Consider the following 15286-nt stretch of genomic DNA (forward strand, 5'->3'; position numbering starts at 1 on the left):
AAAGCTGGACAGACGTCCAGCTTTTTTATATTTAGCTTATTGGTTTTCTTTATGATACAGCATGTTCGTATAAATCTGCTGTTTCTAAGGTTTCCCTAATTGTGTTACGCTGTCTCATCAGCATATTTTCAGTTGATGGTGGCAACACAAAATCAGTATCGTTTAAAATATCATTATAAGTTTCAATGGCTTCCTTTTCTCCGCGCTGTACCTCTTCCAACAGAACTTCGTCATTATTTGAAGTGAACAAGGATTTAAAATTTATCCAAGTTCTATGTAAAGTTCCTTCGGTACTTCCACCTTTATCGGGATCTTGTCCAAAAGCTTTTATTTCCTTTTTCAATTCGTGTCCAAAATCATAGCGCTGTTTAGCTCTATTTTTGAAAAATTCTTTTATTGTTTCATTATTGGTTTTCTCTGCTACTTGCTTGAAACCTTTTTCGGCATCATAAGTTCTTTCCAATAATTCGTTTAATTTGTTTGAAATTTCTACTGTGTACTTCATTTATCTCTTATCATTTTTAAATTCGAATGCGTTATTGACTTTCAATAACAACACTATTTAATATATATAAAAAAAACATAATTCCAAGTATTTACAGGGGTTTAGCATTGCTTTAACGATATTTTGGACAAATGTTAAAGGATTTAACTTTAATTAAGGCGTGGTTGTAAAAATCTAAAATAAATGTATATTTGCACCCGCTTAATTAAGAGCGAAATAAATATTCCCATACTTTTGGGAATGGAATTAATAATCAGGGTCGGGCACCCTACAAATTAATGTGATATGCCAGTAAAAATTAGACTACAACGACACGGTAAAAAAGGAAAACCATTCTATTGGGTGGTTGCTGCAGATTCAAGATCAAAAAGAGACGGTAAATATTTGGAAAAGTTGGGTACTTACAACCCCAATACAAATCCAGCTACTATCAATTTAGATATTGATGGGTCTGTAAAATGGTTGAATAATGGTGCACAACCTACTGACACGGCAAGAGCAATCTTATCTTATAAAGGTGTGCTTCTAAAGCATCATTTATTGGGTGGTGTTCGTAAAGGAGCATTAACAGAAGAGCAAGTAGAAGAGAAGTTTAAGGCTTGGGTAGAAGAAAAGGAAAAGGCGATTGCTGACAAAGTTGGCGGTTTGGACAAGGAAAGAGCAGAAGCAAGAGCTAAAGCTCTGGAAGCTGAAAAAGAATTCAGTGATAAGCGCGCTGCAGCTGCTTTACCTGAAGAAGAAGCCGCAGAAGAACTTCCAGAAACTGAAGTTGCTGGTGACGCAACGGAAGAAATGGAAGCTGTTGAAGAAGCTCCCGAAATGCCAGAAGAGGCACCTGCAGCTCCTGAAATGAAGGAAGAAAAGACTTCAAAAGAAGAAGAATAGAAAAACGACCCCATGCGTAAGGAAGATTGCTTCTACCTGGGCAAAGTCGTTTCGAAATATAGTTTTAAGGGGGAATTGTTGGTTAAGTTAGATACTGACGAACCTGAAATTTACGAAAATATGGAATCAGTATTTGTTTCAATTGGAAACAATCTGATTCCATTTTTTATTGACCGTTGCCGATTGCATAAATCTGCACTGCTCCGTATAGATTTTGAAGAAGTGAAGGATGAACCTACCGCAGATAAGATGATTGGCGCAGAATTGTACCTGCCATTAAATATGTTGCCGCCCTTAACTGGGGACAAATTTTACTTTCATGAGGTCATTGGATTTACTTTAGTGGATGAGGTACATGGTGACATTGGGATTATAAAAGCAGTTAACGATAGTGCTTCCCAAGAACTTTTTGAAGCCGAAAAAGATGGAAAAGAGCTGTTGATACCTATAAATGACGAAATTATCGCTAAAGTGGATAGAAAGAACAAACAAGTTCATGTGAAAACACCAGAGGGGTTGGTTGATTTATATTTAGGGTAGTTAAATAACACTTTAATTGATAATCGAGATTAAAATGCTCCGACGCTTGTATCGAGTTCAAAAACTAAGGTTCTTTTAAATACTTCATACGCTCATCCTCGAAGTAATTTACCAATAAAAGAAAATTAAGAAGGGAAGCAATTTTGCTTCCCTTCTTATATATATGGATTTAAAAGGACTACTGTCCCCACTTCCCTCCACCTACGTAAAAGCCCAAAGAAATTCCAAAGTAAGAATTGCTGGATTCCAAGCCTTCTCCAAACTCTGTTTTACCGACCAAGTTGTATGTTGCGGCGACCCGAAACTTACCAACTTCAAAACCAGCTCTTACAAGTCCACCAAATTTACCGTCAACTTCGAACTCGAGAGAGGATTCTTCAGAGCCAAATTCAGAATTTGCCAATGAATGGTAGCCTGCACCAGCACCCAAAAATGGCGCAAAAGAAGAACTCCCATTATTAAAGTAATAATCAAACGTGGCAGAATATGATGTACTCGTTCCTATTTCCGCTTCTGCAGAAATATCGCTAGCGGTTATGTTCTTGGCCATTGCTGCACCTTCAATCCTTAACCCTATATTCATATTGTCAGCAATATTGAATTTAGGTTCGAGTGCAATAAGCACTCCACCACCGCCATCTGGCATCGCATACCCTAGATCCAATCCAACGCGGAACTTGTTCTGTTCTTGTGCCTGTGCCCATTGAATCGTGGACATCACAATAATAAAAGCAAAAAAGCTTCTTCTAATTGAATTCATGTTTAAAATTTGGTTTTAATTTTGATTAAAGGATTTTCCTTTAAGTTGCGATGAAAGTAAATGTATTGTATATGGAATACGACCTTAATTTAACGGATGCCCTTTTTGAGTTTATGAATCCTTATTCTGATCTAGCGAAATAACTTACAGGGTGTTTAAATGAGTTGATAATAGATTTCATACAGGTATATTTGATTATGAGGCCATTTAAATTCAAACAGTTTACTATTCACCAGGACCGCTGTGCCATGAAGGTTGGAACGGATGGGGTTTTGTTAGGTGCATGGACATCATTAAAGCACAATCCAGACAGCATATTGGACATTGGCGCAGGAACGGGGCTAATCTCTTTGCAATTGGCACAACGTTCCATTGCAGAAACCATTGATGCTATCGAGGTGGACGGGAATGCCTATGAGCAGTGTGTGGAGAATTTTGAAGCTTCACAATGGGCGGATAGGTTATTTTGTTATCATGCTGGGCTTCATGAATTTGTTGTTGAGGTTGAGGATCGGTATGATTTGATCGTTTCCAATCCTCCATTTTATATAGAAGAAGTTGCCAGTGGAAAGGTTTCACGCGATAGAGCACGCCAAAATAGTTCCTTGCCGTTTAAAGAATTGTTGGAGGCAACTTCAAAACTACTTTCTGAGAAAGGATTTTTTTCCGTAGTCATACCTTATAAAGAAGAGGAGGTATTTATTTTGATGGCAGAAAATACAGGGCTTTTTCCACATAGAATTACACGAGTAAGAGGTAATCCTCACGTCGAAATAAAGCGAAGTCTGCTAGAGTTCGGGTTTTCTAAAATTGAACCAAAAACCGATGAGCTGATTATTGAAGTGGAACGGCACCGATATTCTGGGAATTATATCGATTTGACGAGGGAGTTCTATTTAAAAATGTAACAGTAGCATCTGGAATTGTTATATTTCATTAGTACATTTGATAAAATTTTTCTGAATGAAACCTGATTTATTTGAGGCCCCTGATTATTATAATCTAGACGATTTACTTTCCGAAGAACATAAACTGGTAAGGGATGCTGCCCGACAATGGGTAAAGCGTGACATTTCACCGATTATTGAGGAATACGCACAAAAAGCGGAATTTCCAAAACAGATTATAGAAGGACTCGCAGAAATTGGAGCTTTTGGGCCATACATTCCCGAACAATATGGTGGTGCAGGTTTAGACCAAATCAGTTACGGTTTGATTATGCAAGAAATAGAAAGAGGGGATAGTGGGGTTCGCTCAACAGCTTCGGTACAATCCTCTTTGGTGATGTATCCAATTTTCGCATACGGTACTGAAGAACAGCGAAAAAAATACCTGCCAAAATTGGCAACTGGGGAATGGATGGGTTGTTTTGGACTTACAGAACCCAACCATGGCTCCAATCCAAGTGGCATGGAAACCAAATATAAAGACATGGGAGACCATTATTTATTGAACGGTGCCAAACTTTGGATTTCTAATTCACCCTTTGCAGATGTCGCCGTAGTTTGGGCAAAAAATGAAGAAGGAAGAATACATGGACTTATCGTAGAACGGGGAATGGAAGGTTTTTCCACCCCTGAGACCCACAACAAATGGTCATTGCGTGCCTCCGCAACGGGAGAACTTATTTTTGATAACGTAAAAGTGCCCAAAGAAAACTTACTGCCCAATAAAACTGGATTGGGAGCTCCATTAGGTTGTTTGGATTCTGCCCGCTATGGTATTGCTTGGGGAGCTATTGGAGCAGCGATGGATTGCTATGATACTGCATTGCGCTACGCAAAAGAGCGCATCCAGTTTGGAAAACCTATAGCTGCTACACAGTTGCAGCAAAAAAAATTGGCAGAGATGATTACCGAAATTACGAAAGCACAGTTGTTGGCATTTCGATTAGGACAGCTTAAAAACGAGGGCAGGGCCACTACGGCCCAAATTTCCATGGCTAAACGCAACAATGTGGATATGGCCATCAATATTGCTCGAGAAGCTAGACAGGTTTTAGGTGGAATGGGTATTACTGGGGAATATAGCATCATGCGCCATATGATGAATTTGGAAAGTGTCATCACCTATGAAGGGACACATGATATTCACTTGTTGATTACTGGCGCTGACATTACGGGGCATCCTGCTTTTAAATAGCGATTTAAAACTTTTTCACAAAGCGGCTTGGCGAAAGATTTAATGATTGGATATAAATCTTGAGTTTATATCAGATGAAGACCGATTATGGTTTTTAATCATCGGCAATTGCGAAAAGTATCTTTAAAATTAACCTTAACCTAAAAGTTTGTTATCTTTGAAGCGTTGTGTTGGATTTCAATCTAAATTTAGATTGAAATCAGGTTAAAGCATCAAGTGATGCTTACCAATGAAAGGCTTTCCATACGGAAGGCTTTTTTTGTTGGAAGCAGTTCTAATAAATCGTATGCATTATATAATGCACCAAGGATGCCGCTAACTTTGCGGTCTGGTCATCAATGTCAAATTTTGGATTCATCTCTGCGATATCAAGACTTATCAATTTTCCTGAGCTAATGATGGTTTTTAGACATTCTAGCACAATTTGGGGCGTGAATCCCATAGGGGACGGCGCACTTACCCCTGGTGCGTAAGCCGATGAAAATCCATCCAGATCTATAGTCACGTAAACCTTGTCGACATTTTTAATAAAAGCATCTATCCACGTATTGATTTCGTCCAAAAACTGCATCTGAAAAGTATCTGAAAGAATATAGGTTACATTCAGTTCTTTTGCCGTTTGAAAAAGTATACGGTCGTTTGCGTCTTTCCGAATCCCTAGGCACAAATAATTGAACGGAACATCCTGTTTTTTGGACTCGCTTGCAATCTGATAAAATGGGGTTCCGGAATTATTGCCATTGGTGTTTTGACGGAGGTCAAAATGGGCATCAAAATTTATAATACCGATAGTCTGTTTGCTCTTCTCCGAGTCCAAAAAGTTTTTTATGCCATGGTAATGTCCATAAGCCATATCATGTCCACCTCCTAGAATAATAGGGAACTGCTTTTTTTCCAGAAGTGTATAAATGGCAGTTGAAAGCTTAGCTTGGGTTTCCTCCATATTTCCGTCCTCACAGGTTATGGCACCAGCATCTTGCAACACTACGGTACTGGCTAGATGATTAGGGAATTTCCCTAGGCTACTTTTAACTATCTCAGGGCTTTTTACGGCTCCGATTCTACCTTCGTTTCGTTTAACGCCTTCATCACATGCGTAGCCGAGTAATGTAATGGATTTTTTTGAAGGTTCTGAAATTTCGTTTAAAGGAACACACCGTACTTTTTCGTGCAGGTACAGGAACTTATTACTGACCCGCCCTTGCCAAATGTCCTTATTTGGATTTCTGTACCGTCTCATTGCTCGATGATCAAGATTTTAGTGTTCTGAGGCGTGCCTCGCAAGTTTAAGATTTTTCTTTTAAGAACGGTTTTTAGAATTGACCGGAAGGTTGTTTATTTGTCAAAAAGATGCTCTAAGATATCTATTTCTACAACATTGGGCAAGGTAACCTTAAGATTTGGAGTACGTTTCATCTCGCGCTTTATGGCAAACAATGCCTCTTTGTTTCTGGCCCAGCTTCTTCTTGAAATGCCATTGTTCACATCAAAAAACAACATTTTTTTTAATCGATGCGAAGCTTCATCAGAACCGTCCAAAACCATTCCGAAGCCTCCATTAATGACCTCTCCCCAACCTACACCGCCGCCGTTGTGAATAGACACCCACGTGGCACCACGAAAACTATCCCCTATTACGTTATGAATAGCCATATCCGCAGTGAATTTGCTGCCGTCATAGATATTACTGGTCTCCCTAAATGGAGAATCGGTTCCGCTTACATCATGATGGTCCCTGCCCAACACGATAGGTGCGGTAATCTCGCCCTTGGCTATAGCTTCGTTAAAAGTCTCTGCAATTTTCATTCGCCCTTCGGTATCTGCGTACAGGATACGCGCTTGGGAACCAACAACCAACTTATTATTTTCCGCTTCTTCAATCCATGTAATATTGTCCTGCATTTGCTGCTGGATTTCTTCAGGCGCAGTGGTTTTGATTTTTTTCATGGCCTCCAAAGCAATGGCATCAGTTTGTTGTAAATCCTTTGGGTTGCCAGAAGTACATACCCATCTAAAAGGCCCAAAACCATAATCAAAGCACATAGGTCCCAGAATATCCTGAACATAGGAAGGGTATTTGAAATCAACATTGTTATCGGCCATGACATCTCCACCAGCACGGGAGACTTCCAATAAAAAAGCATTTCCATAATCAAAAAAGTAAGTGCCTTTCGCGGTATGTTTATTGATGGCGTTTATTTGCCTTCGCAAAGATTCCTGTACTTGTTTTTTAAATTCCAATGGATTCTTGGCCATCATCATATTGGCCTTTTCAAAAGTCAATCCTACAGGATAGTAACCCCCTGCCCAAGGATTGTGCAATGATGTTTGATCGGAGCCCAAGTGTACAAAAATCTCCTCTTCGTAAAACTGTTCCCAAACTTCAACAATGTTACCGATGTATGCTAAAGAGACTACTTCTTCTTTGGCAATGGCTTCTTTGGTTCTTTTAACCAGATTTGAAATATCTATCAACAATTCATCTACCCAACCTTGTTGATGTCGCTTTTTCGCAGCTTCGGGATTTACTTCGGCACAGACTGTAATGCAACCAGCTATATTTCCTGCTTTTGGTTGTGCACCGCTCATACCTCCCAAACCTGCCGTTAGGAAAACCTTTCCATTTGGGGATTCATCTTTTTGAAGCACTTTTCTAAAAGCGTTCATTACGGTAATGGCCGTACCGTGTACAATGCCTTGTGGACCTATGTACATGTACGATCCTGCAGTCATCTGTCCGTATTGTGTAACGCCAAGGGCGTTGAATTTTTCCCAATCGTCCGGTTTGGAGTAGTTGGGAATCATCATGCCGTTGGTGACCACGACCCTTGGTGCGTCCTTGGAGGACGGGAAAAGTCCCATCGGATGTCCGGAATATATGTGGAGTGTCTGTTCCTCGGTCATTTCCGCCAAATATTTCATGGTCAACAGATACTGTGCCCAATTTTGAAAAACGGCACCGTTTCCACCATAGGTAATGAGTTCTTCGGGATGCTGTGCGACGGCAGGGTCAAGATTATTTTGAATCATCAGCATAATGGCTGCAGCCTGTAGCGTCTTGGCTGGGTATTCGGAAATTGGTCTAGCATATAGTTGGTACTCGGGTTTAAAGCGATGCATATAGATTCTGCCATACATGATAAGTTCGTTGGCAAATTCTGCGGCCAATTCTCTGTGCCAAGTTTTTGGAAAGTAGCGTAGGGCATTTTGAACGGCCAGTTTTTTCTCTTGTTTCGATAAAATATCCTTTCGTTTGGGAGCTGGATTTCCTGCTTTGGAATATGTTTTTTTTGAAGGAAGTTCTTCAGGGATTCCTTGCAATAGTTGTTTTTGGAAATCTGTTGTCATTTCAATCGCTTTCATAAATTTTTTCACCTTTTTTCCACACCATGTTAGGTCGTAATTGTCCTTGGTGATACGTGATTTCTTGATAGTTGTTAGTTGGAAAAACAACAAAATCAGCAAGTTTATATGCTTCTAAAGTGCCTCTGTCCAATACATTCAAAGCAGCGCCTGCCCTAGAGGTTATTCCCGCCAAGACTTCTGCATTTGATAGCTTTTCAAAAGTTCCAAGAATACTTGCTTGGGCAAGCAGATTCCCCATAGGCGCCGAACCTGGGTTGTGGTCACTGGCTATTGCCAGAGCGCTGCCAGCATCCAAAAGCCTTCGAGCTGGAGTAAAATCACAGCCTAGACCTAAAGACGCTCCTGGCAAAGCAATAGGGATAACATCGCTTTTGGCCAACAATTGTATTTCCTTTTCGGTGCTTGCTTCCAAATGGTCTGCGCTTATTGCGTTGAACGCTACTGCAACTTTACTGCCACCCGTAGTGAATTGATCTGCATGAACCGTAATGTCGAACCCCATGGCTTTGGCCTTTTGAAAATAAGGACCAATTTCTTTGGCAGAAAAAGCATTTTCTTCTATAAAGGCATCAATCCTATTGGTAAGGCCTCCAGATTTTAATATGGGAAATAGTTGTGAGGCAATAGTTTCCAAATAATTCTTGTCTTCAGGCCAATCTTTAGGTTTCATGTGTGCGGCCAGACAGGTCGAAATAAGGTCTATTTTTATTTTTTTATCGGCTTCTTGTATTGCCCTCAACATTTTAAGTTCCTCATCGATCGAAAGACCATAACCACTTTTCACTTCAATTGTCGTAGTACCATTTTGCAGGTGGGCCTTACTTCTTGCAACAATACCTTCAACGAGGTTTTTTTGTGAAGCTTTTCGAGTCTGAGTTACCGTGTCCCAGATACCTCCACCCGCTTTTGCGATTTCCAGATAGGTTTTTCCAGAATTCCGGTAAGCGTAGTCCCGAGCACGTGAACCACCAAAACAAATATGGGTATGAGCGTCCACAAACCCAGGGAGACAAACATGATTACCTTCTATGTATTGAATGTCCGTTGCATCTGGCTTTAAATCTTCAAAAACACCAACGGCCTTAATTTTCCCCTCGGAAACAATAATTCCCCCATCTTCGACTATTATTAATCGTTCATCGGACAAGGCTCCTTTTAACGGAAGCCCAGACATTGGAAGCAGTTGGGTAAATGGACCTATCAATAGCGGCTTGCTCATATACTAATATGTTTCAAATTCTTCAAGATGAGGTGTGTTCCAATTAAGGTTTTTAGCTGCCATAGTTTGTTCTACGAGGGTAATTATTTCCCCATTTTTAATAATATCGATGCTTTTTTCAATATCATCTGAAAAAACACGGTCACTATCGGCAAAAGAAACTTTAGTCCTTATGAATTTATGAATTTCATCCAATACGACCCCTGATTTTAAAGGTTTTCTAAATTCAAAGGCTTGTGCAGCGGTTAACAGTTCGATGGCCAATATCTTTTCCACATTTTCAATTACTTGGAGTGCTTTCCTGCCGCTAATGGACCCCATGCTTACATGGTCCTCTTGCCCCAATGAGGTGGGAATACTATCTGCGCTCGCAGGAAAACATAGACTTTTGTTTTCACTGGCCAAAGCTGCCGTGGTATACTGCAAAATCATATAACCGGAGTTTATTCCAGTGTCTTCCATTAATAATTTAGGTACTCCGGGACTGTTTCCTTCAAGTGCTAAATAGATTCTTCTGTCCGAGATATTCCCCAATTCCGAAGCTGCAAGGGAAGCATAATCCAAAGCCATGGCCAAGGGCTGTCCGTGGAAATTACCACCGCTAATGGTAAGTTCATCATTAATAATTACAGGGTTGTCCGTAACGGAATTTAGTTCTATTTCCAACAATTCTTTTAGATGTAGCCATGTATTTCTGGATGCGCCATGTACCTGGGGCATGCAACGAAGGGAGTAGGGGTCTTGCACACGTTCGCAATCGATATGATCTTCCAGGATTTCCGAGCCTTGTAGTAGCGTCCGTATTCTTCCGGCTACATGTTGATTTCCCTTAAAAGGGCGAAGCGCGTGCAGTTCTTTGTGGAAAGGTTTCATAGAGCCTTGGAGTCCCTCGAGCATCATAGCTCCGATGATATCTGCATGTTTAAGGCAATGTTGTAGTTTATGCAAGATCAAAACACCATGTGCTGCAATGAACTGTGTCCCATTAATAAGTGCCAAACCTTCTTTTGGCCCGAGTTCCAAAGATCGAACCCCTGTTTTTTTGAATAGCTGCGCTGTGGAAATGGTTTCTCCCTTGTATGCTACTTTGCCCAGTCCCAGTAAGGGAAGAAATAAATGGGCAAGGGGCGCTAAGTCTCCAGATGCGCCTACGGAACCTTGCGACGGAACTACGGGTATGGCATCGTTTTCCAAATGCCAGACCATGCGTTGAATTGTGGTCACAGCAATTCCTGAATATCCTTTGGCAAGGGCATGGATTTTTAAGATCAGCATTAGTTTGGATAGCTGTTTTGATATTGGTTTGCCTACACCAACACTATGGCTTTGCAGAATATTGGATTGAAGGATTTTGGTATCTTCTTTAGAGATTTTGGTATTGCATAAAGGGCCAAAGCCCGTATTTATTCCATAAACCGTGTCACCCTTGTCAACAATATTTTGAACGCGCAAGTTGCTGATTTCTATTTTTTTAAGAAAATCCGAGGAGATAACTCCTTTAGTAGTTCCATCGGCGATGCTTAAAGCAATACTCGTGGTTAAATGATGTTCGCCAAAATGAAATGTTTTGGGTAGTTGCATAAATGTAATTTGAGATACATAAAGGTATTGTGCTTCATTAATAATTACCAATACTTATTTTTGTAGTATTTAATAACTATGAATTATCAAATAGAATTACGACACTTTATCTATTTTTTGGCTGTTGCCGAAGAGTTGCACTATCGTAAAGCGGCAGAAAAGCTTTTTATATCACAACCTGGGTTAAGCACGCAGATCAAGCAAATGGAAGGGATATTGCAAACACAACTTTTTATTCGGGATAAAAAAAAGGTCAGACTAACACCTGCAGGGGCTTTTTTAAAATCTGAAGTAGAGTTCATATTGAACCATTTGGAACAGACCAAGAAACAATTAAAATTAATTGGAGAAGGGCACCAAGGAGAAATCCGAATTGGATTTTTAGGTTCTGCCATGCAGCAGGTGGTTCCAAGTTTGTTATTGGATTTAAAAAAACAGTTTCCTTCTATACATACGAGTCTTGAGGAACTTTCGAATCGAGCGCAACTCAGTGCTATTTCACGGGATAAACTGGATTTGGGATTTGTACGCTTATCCAGGGTACCCAAAGGCTTGAGGTTAAAGCCTGTTTTTGAAGATACGTTTTCTTTGGTCTTACCTTCAAGCCATCCTATTCAACCAAACAATTTTAAAGGAATCCATGAGGTGTCACAAGAGGATTTTATTCTGTTTTCACAAGACTATAGTCCACTATATTTTGACACGGTGATGAGTATTTGTGAGGATGGCGGTTTTACGCCCAACGTATCGCACAAATCGGTACATGCACAGACTATTTTTAAATTGGTGGAGAATAATCTGGGCATAGCCATAGTTCCTACGGCCTTGCAGTACGGGTTTCAAATGAAGGTAAAGTTTATTGAATTGAGGTATATAAAACAACGTGCGGTTTTGTCCATGGTCTGGAAAGAGGACAATCGAAACCCAGCATTGAGAAATTGTATGGAATTACTCTTAAAGTTGTAGCGCGAAAACGTTTCAAAACGTAACTTTGGGAGAAGTATTAAAGTAGGGTCATGATATTCGATATAATCAAGAAGAGACGAAGTGTTTTTCCCGCACAATATAATGATAAGCCGATTGAAAGGGAAACTGTTGAGCAACTGTTGGAGGCCGCAAATTGGGCACCAACGCACAGAAAGACCGAGCCATGGCGTTTTAAGGTATTGATGGGGGAGAAGAAGATAGCTTTAGGAAAATTTCTATCGGACAAATACCAAGAAATAGACCCGAAGCCTAAGCAGATAAAAATAAGAAAGCTACAAGAAAACCCAGCTCGTTCTGGAGCGGTAATCGCCATTTGTATGCAGCGCGACCCCAATGAAAGTTTGCCGGAATGGGAGGAGTTGGCAGCTACTGCAATGGCGGTACAGAATATGTGGCTGTGCTGTACGGAAATGGGTTTGGGATGCTATTGGAGTTCCCCTGGACTCATAAAGTATATGGATGAATTCTTTGATTTGAACGATGGGGAAAAATGTTTGGGTTTTTTCTATATGGGATATTATGATGAGATGATGGCTTCTTCGACCAGGATTCCAATTGAGGAGAAGGTGGAGTGGTTATGATAGCGATTATTGGAGAATAAAGAACAAAGGATCAAGACTTGTCTTGATCTTCAAGTTAAATTTCTTTGATTTAATACGTTCAAAACGTAAATAGTGGACTTCTATACTCCCAAACCTTTACAATAAAAATCCCTAAATAAATAACGGCCAATATAAATTTTAAAAAAGTTCCCGTTAGAAATCCTAAAAAGGAACCAAAAGCGGCTTTAAGAGCTTTCTTCTTGTCCATATTGTTAGAGATTTCTCCAATGAAGGCACCTAAAAAAGCTCCAATAATAAATCCACCGGGAATAGGTAGGAATAAACCGATTACAAGCCCAATCATTGTTCCCCACATGCCAGCTTTGCTGCCACCAAATTTTTTGGTGCCCATCGCTGGGATAATATAATCAAGGACAAATACTAAAATCGCCGCCGCCGCTGTAATTCCCAAAATCCACCAATCATCAGGGACCGCTTTTGTTAGATATAGCAATAATAAACCTATCCAACTTACTGGTGGACCAGGTAACACAGGTAGAAAACTACCTAGAATACCAACGAGCATGAGAATAAATCCAATAACAAGTAAAACTATGTCCATAATCAAGTTTATAGATGTAACAAAATTAACGATCTTATTTAACATGTTGGGCTCTATTGATTTTAGTTTTTAACTAAAAAAATAGTTTAAACTAAAAATTTAGTTATATTTGTTTTTAATTAAACTAAAAAATTAGTTGAAAATGAAACAACTCACTAAAGCTGAAGAAGAGGTCATGCAGCTATTGTGGCAATTGGAAAAATGCAACGTAGCATCAATCATAGAGGAGTTGCCAGAACCCAAACCTGCTTACAATACTGTTTCTACAATTGTAAGGATATTAGAGGACAAGGGATTTGTTGACCATGAGAAAGTTGGAAAAGGACATCTCTATTTTCCATTAGTGAAGAAGTCCGATTACAGTAACCAATCTATCAACAAACTGGTGGAAGGCTATTTTCAAGGTTCTTTTAAAAGTATGGTGTCCTTTTTTATGCAGAAAAATGATATTAGTCTATCTGAACTGGAGAGTATTATGCAACAAATAAAAGACGAAGAAGAATGATACAGTATCTTTTGGAGTGTTTGGTGTTTCAATTAATTTTTTTGTTGGTCTATGACCTGTTTTTAAAGTGGGAAACTTTCTTTCAATGGAACAGGGTGTATTTAATAGGTACTTATGTGTTATCCCTCATTTTGCCTTGGGTTACTATTGAAGCATTTAAAACTACCGTTCCGATAGAGTTTTCAAATTACACGCAATTTGTATTTCAACTTAATGAAATACAAGTAGGAACAACTGATACTGAAGCTGCTTTTCTCTCTCCAGCAGAATGGGGATATCTTATTTTCTTTATAGGAGTCTTGTTTATGGCTTTATGGTTTGGCTTTAAACTATTTCAGTTGTATCGCCTACTGCAAAAGGGGTTTGTTAGCCATCATATAGGGTTCACAATGATTTTGGTTAAAGAAAGTGAAATAGCATTCTCTTTTTTCAAATATATTTTCTTGGGAGAAAAGGTTTCCAAGGAAAAGACCCCTAGCATTATTGCCCATGAACTTGTTCATATTGAACAGAAGCATTCTTTGGATCTGTTATTTTTTGAACTCATGCGTATTGTTTCTTGGTTCAATCCCTTGGTATATCTCTATCAAAAAAGAATTGCTGAACTGCATGAGTTCATTGCCGATTCAGAAGTATCCAAGCACAATAAAAAAGAGCAGTATCAAATATTGTTATCTGAAGTGTTTCAAACCCAAAACATCAGTTTTGTCAATCAATTTTTTAAAAAATCATCAATCAAAAAGCGAATAGTCATGTTAAAAAAAGAGAAATCAAAACAAATTTATCAGCTAAAATATTTGTTTTTACTACCTATTATTTTGGGTATGTTGTTGTATACTTCTTGTGAAAATGAGACAAATGAAAAGAGTAGAACGGAAAGCTCCATCAAAAGAGAAGGTAATGAAACCTTTCTTATTGTAAATGATCTAAATTCAATGTCAGAGGATGAAAAGAATATGCGAGAGGAATTGATGAACGAATTGATAAAAATGGAAACTGCGCAAATCTTAATAGTGGAAGATGAAAGTAATTCTGTTAAAATCCATATGGATAAGGGTGAAATTGCGAAAGTTGAAGTGGAAAAAGGGGTTTTGGACGCCGAAGCGGGGACATCTCAAAATTTTAAAAATTCAGTTCCCTTTGGGGAAATTGAAGAAGTTCCAATATTTAGTGGATGTGAGGGAGCTACGGATACTAGATTATGTTTTATGGAGAAAATGGAAGCACATATTAAAAAACACTTTTATTACCCAAAAGAGGCTCAGAATAAAGGTATTGAAGGACGTGTAAATGTTATTTTTACAATAACGGAAGACGGTTTTATTGAAAATATAAAAACAAGAGGGCCAGATAAAATACTTGAGGATGTAGTTGTGGATATCATTTCAAAATTGCCCAGAATGCAACCTGGAAAGTTTGAAGGAGAGAATATAAGTGTTCCTTTTTCCATTCCCATAACGTTTAAGTTGCAGTAAAATAGTAGACGTCACCCTGAACTTGTTTCAGGGTCTCATACTGATAATCTTTTAGGATAGAATGACGTTAACCCAATACTTTCGACATTAACTGTATCGGTAGCGATTCAGAATCAAACCCAAAGACTGTTCTTTGGGTTTTACACTTTTGTTTTGA

Annotated in this window: 15 protein-coding genes; 8 read left to right on the forward strand and 7 right to left on the reverse strand. The window is 39.1% G+C overall.

All coding sequences use genetic code 11. From position 1 onward, the window contains the following. Positions 1 to 49: 49 nt before the first annotated feature. Positions 50 to 505 (reverse strand): ferritin-like domain-containing protein, encoded by a 456-nt coding sequence (locus tag HME9304_RS09650; protein ID WP_112378396.1) that lies wholly within the window; start codon positions 503 to 505, stop codon positions 50 to 52. Positions 506 to 790: 285 nt separating this feature from the next. Here HME9304_RS09650 and HME9304_RS09655 point away from each other — a divergent pair, with 285 nt between their 5' ends. Together HME9304_RS09655 and rimM are read left to right on the forward strand one after the other, a co-directional pair. Continuing rightward, the gene (locus tag HME9304_RS09655; protein ID WP_112378397.1) at positions 791 to 1390 is read left to right on the forward strand and encodes a 30S ribosomal protein S16; all 600 of its coding nucleotides are present in this window, start codon (positions 791 to 793) and stop codon (positions 1388 to 1390) included. A gap of 12 nt (positions 1391 to 1402) precedes the next feature. Further along, complete coding sequence (gene rimM / locus HME9304_RS09660; RefSeq protein ID WP_112378398.1) at positions 1403 to 1930, forward strand: ribosome maturation factor RimM; 528 nt, start codon at positions 1403 to 1405, stop codon at positions 1928 to 1930. A gap of 178 nt (positions 1931 to 2108) precedes the next feature. On the opposite strand, the gene HME9304_RS09665 is transcribed toward rimM, so the two are convergent. Then, on the reverse strand, positions 2109 to 2690 hold the full coding sequence (locus tag HME9304_RS09665) for an OmpW family outer membrane protein (protein WP_112378399.1): 582 nt from the start codon (positions 2688 to 2690) through the stop codon (positions 2109 to 2111). Between the two features lie 248 nt (positions 2691 to 2938). On the opposite strand from HME9304_RS09665, the gene HME9304_RS09670 reads away from it, so the two are divergent. Together HME9304_RS09670 and HME9304_RS09675 are read left to right on the forward strand one after the other, a co-directional pair. Then, the gene (locus HME9304_RS09670) at positions 2939 to 3598 is read left to right on the forward strand and encodes a tRNA1(Val) (adenine(37)-N6)-methyltransferase (RefSeq protein WP_239023241.1); all 660 of its coding nucleotides are present in this window, start codon (positions 2939 to 2941) and stop codon (positions 3596 to 3598) included. A gap of 55 nt (positions 3599 to 3653) precedes the next feature. Next, positions 3654 to 4832: an acyl-CoA dehydrogenase family protein gene (locus HME9304_RS09675; RefSeq protein ID WP_112378401.1), complete on the forward strand. Its 1179-nt coding sequence runs from the start codon at positions 3654 to 3656 to the stop codon at positions 4830 to 4832. Positions 4833 to 5106: 274 nt separating this feature from the next. On the opposite strand, the gene hutG is transcribed toward HME9304_RS09675, so the two are convergent. The 4 genes from hutG to hutH all read right to left on the reverse strand — a co-directional run bounded on the left by hutG (position 5107) and on the right by hutH (position 10998). Then, positions 5107 to 6072 carry a formimidoylglutamase gene (gene hutG, locus HME9304_RS09680; RefSeq protein WP_112378402.1) on the reverse strand — a complete coding sequence of 322 codons (966 nt, stop codon included), beginning with the start codon at positions 6070 to 6072 and terminating at the stop codon, positions 5107 to 5109. Positions 6073 to 6167: 95 nt separating this feature from the next. Then, positions 6168 to 8195, reverse strand: a complete 2028-nt coding sequence (locus HME9304_RS09685; protein WP_239023243.1) for a urocanate hydratase — start codon at positions 8193 to 8195, stop codon at positions 6168 to 6170. Continuing rightward, positions 8182 to 9417, reverse strand: a complete 1236-nt coding sequence (gene hutI, locus HME9304_RS09690; protein ID WP_112378404.1) for an imidazolonepropionase — start codon at positions 9415 to 9417, stop codon at positions 8182 to 8184. The genes HME9304_RS09685 and hutI overlap by 14 nt, the downstream gene beginning before the upstream one ends. A gap of 3 nt (positions 9418 to 9420) precedes the next feature. Then, positions 9421 to 10998, reverse strand: a complete 1578-nt coding sequence (hutH, locus tag HME9304_RS09695; RefSeq protein WP_112378405.1) for a histidine ammonia-lyase — start codon at positions 10996 to 10998, stop codon at positions 9421 to 9423. 78 nt (positions 10999 to 11076) lie between these two features. Here hutH and HME9304_RS09700 point away from each other — a divergent pair, with 78 nt between their 5' ends. Next, positions 11077 to 11964 (forward strand): LysR substrate-binding domain-containing protein, encoded by an 888-nt coding sequence (locus HME9304_RS09700; RefSeq protein WP_112378406.1) that lies wholly within the window; start codon positions 11077 to 11079, stop codon positions 11962 to 11964. Positions 11965 to 12014: 50 nt separating this feature from the next. After that, a complete protein-coding gene (locus HME9304_RS09705; protein ID WP_112378407.1) occupies positions 12015 to 12566 on the forward strand; it encodes a nitroreductase family protein in 552 nt (183 codons plus the stop codon). A gap of 79 nt (positions 12567 to 12645) precedes the next feature. On the opposite strand, the gene HME9304_RS09710 is transcribed toward HME9304_RS09705, so the two are convergent. Then, positions 12646 to 13149 carry a DUF456 domain-containing protein gene (locus tag HME9304_RS09710; protein ID WP_112379784.1) on the reverse strand — a complete coding sequence of 168 codons (504 nt, stop codon included), beginning with the start codon at positions 13147 to 13149 and terminating at the stop codon, positions 12646 to 12648. Between the two features lie 142 nt (positions 13150 to 13291). Between HME9304_RS09710 and HME9304_RS09715 the strand changes: the two genes are divergently transcribed. Beyond that, entirely contained in the window at positions 13292 to 13654 is a 363-nt protein-coding gene (locus HME9304_RS09715; RefSeq protein ID WP_112378408.1) for a BlaI/MecI/CopY family transcriptional regulator, read from the forward strand. After that, positions 13651 to 15129, forward strand: coding sequence for a M56 family metallopeptidase (locus HME9304_RS09720; RefSeq protein WP_112378409.1), 1479 nt, complete (start codon positions 13651 to 13653; stop codon positions 15127 to 15129). The genes HME9304_RS09715 and HME9304_RS09720 overlap by 4 nt, the downstream gene beginning before the upstream one ends. Positions 15130 to 15286: the final 157 nt, after the last annotated feature.

Origin of the sequence: Flagellimonas maritima, from assembly GCF_003269425.1 — a bacterium.
Classification (GTDB): domain Bacteria; phylum Bacteroidota; class Bacteroidia; order Flavobacteriales; family Flavobacteriaceae; genus Flagellimonas; species Flagellimonas maritima.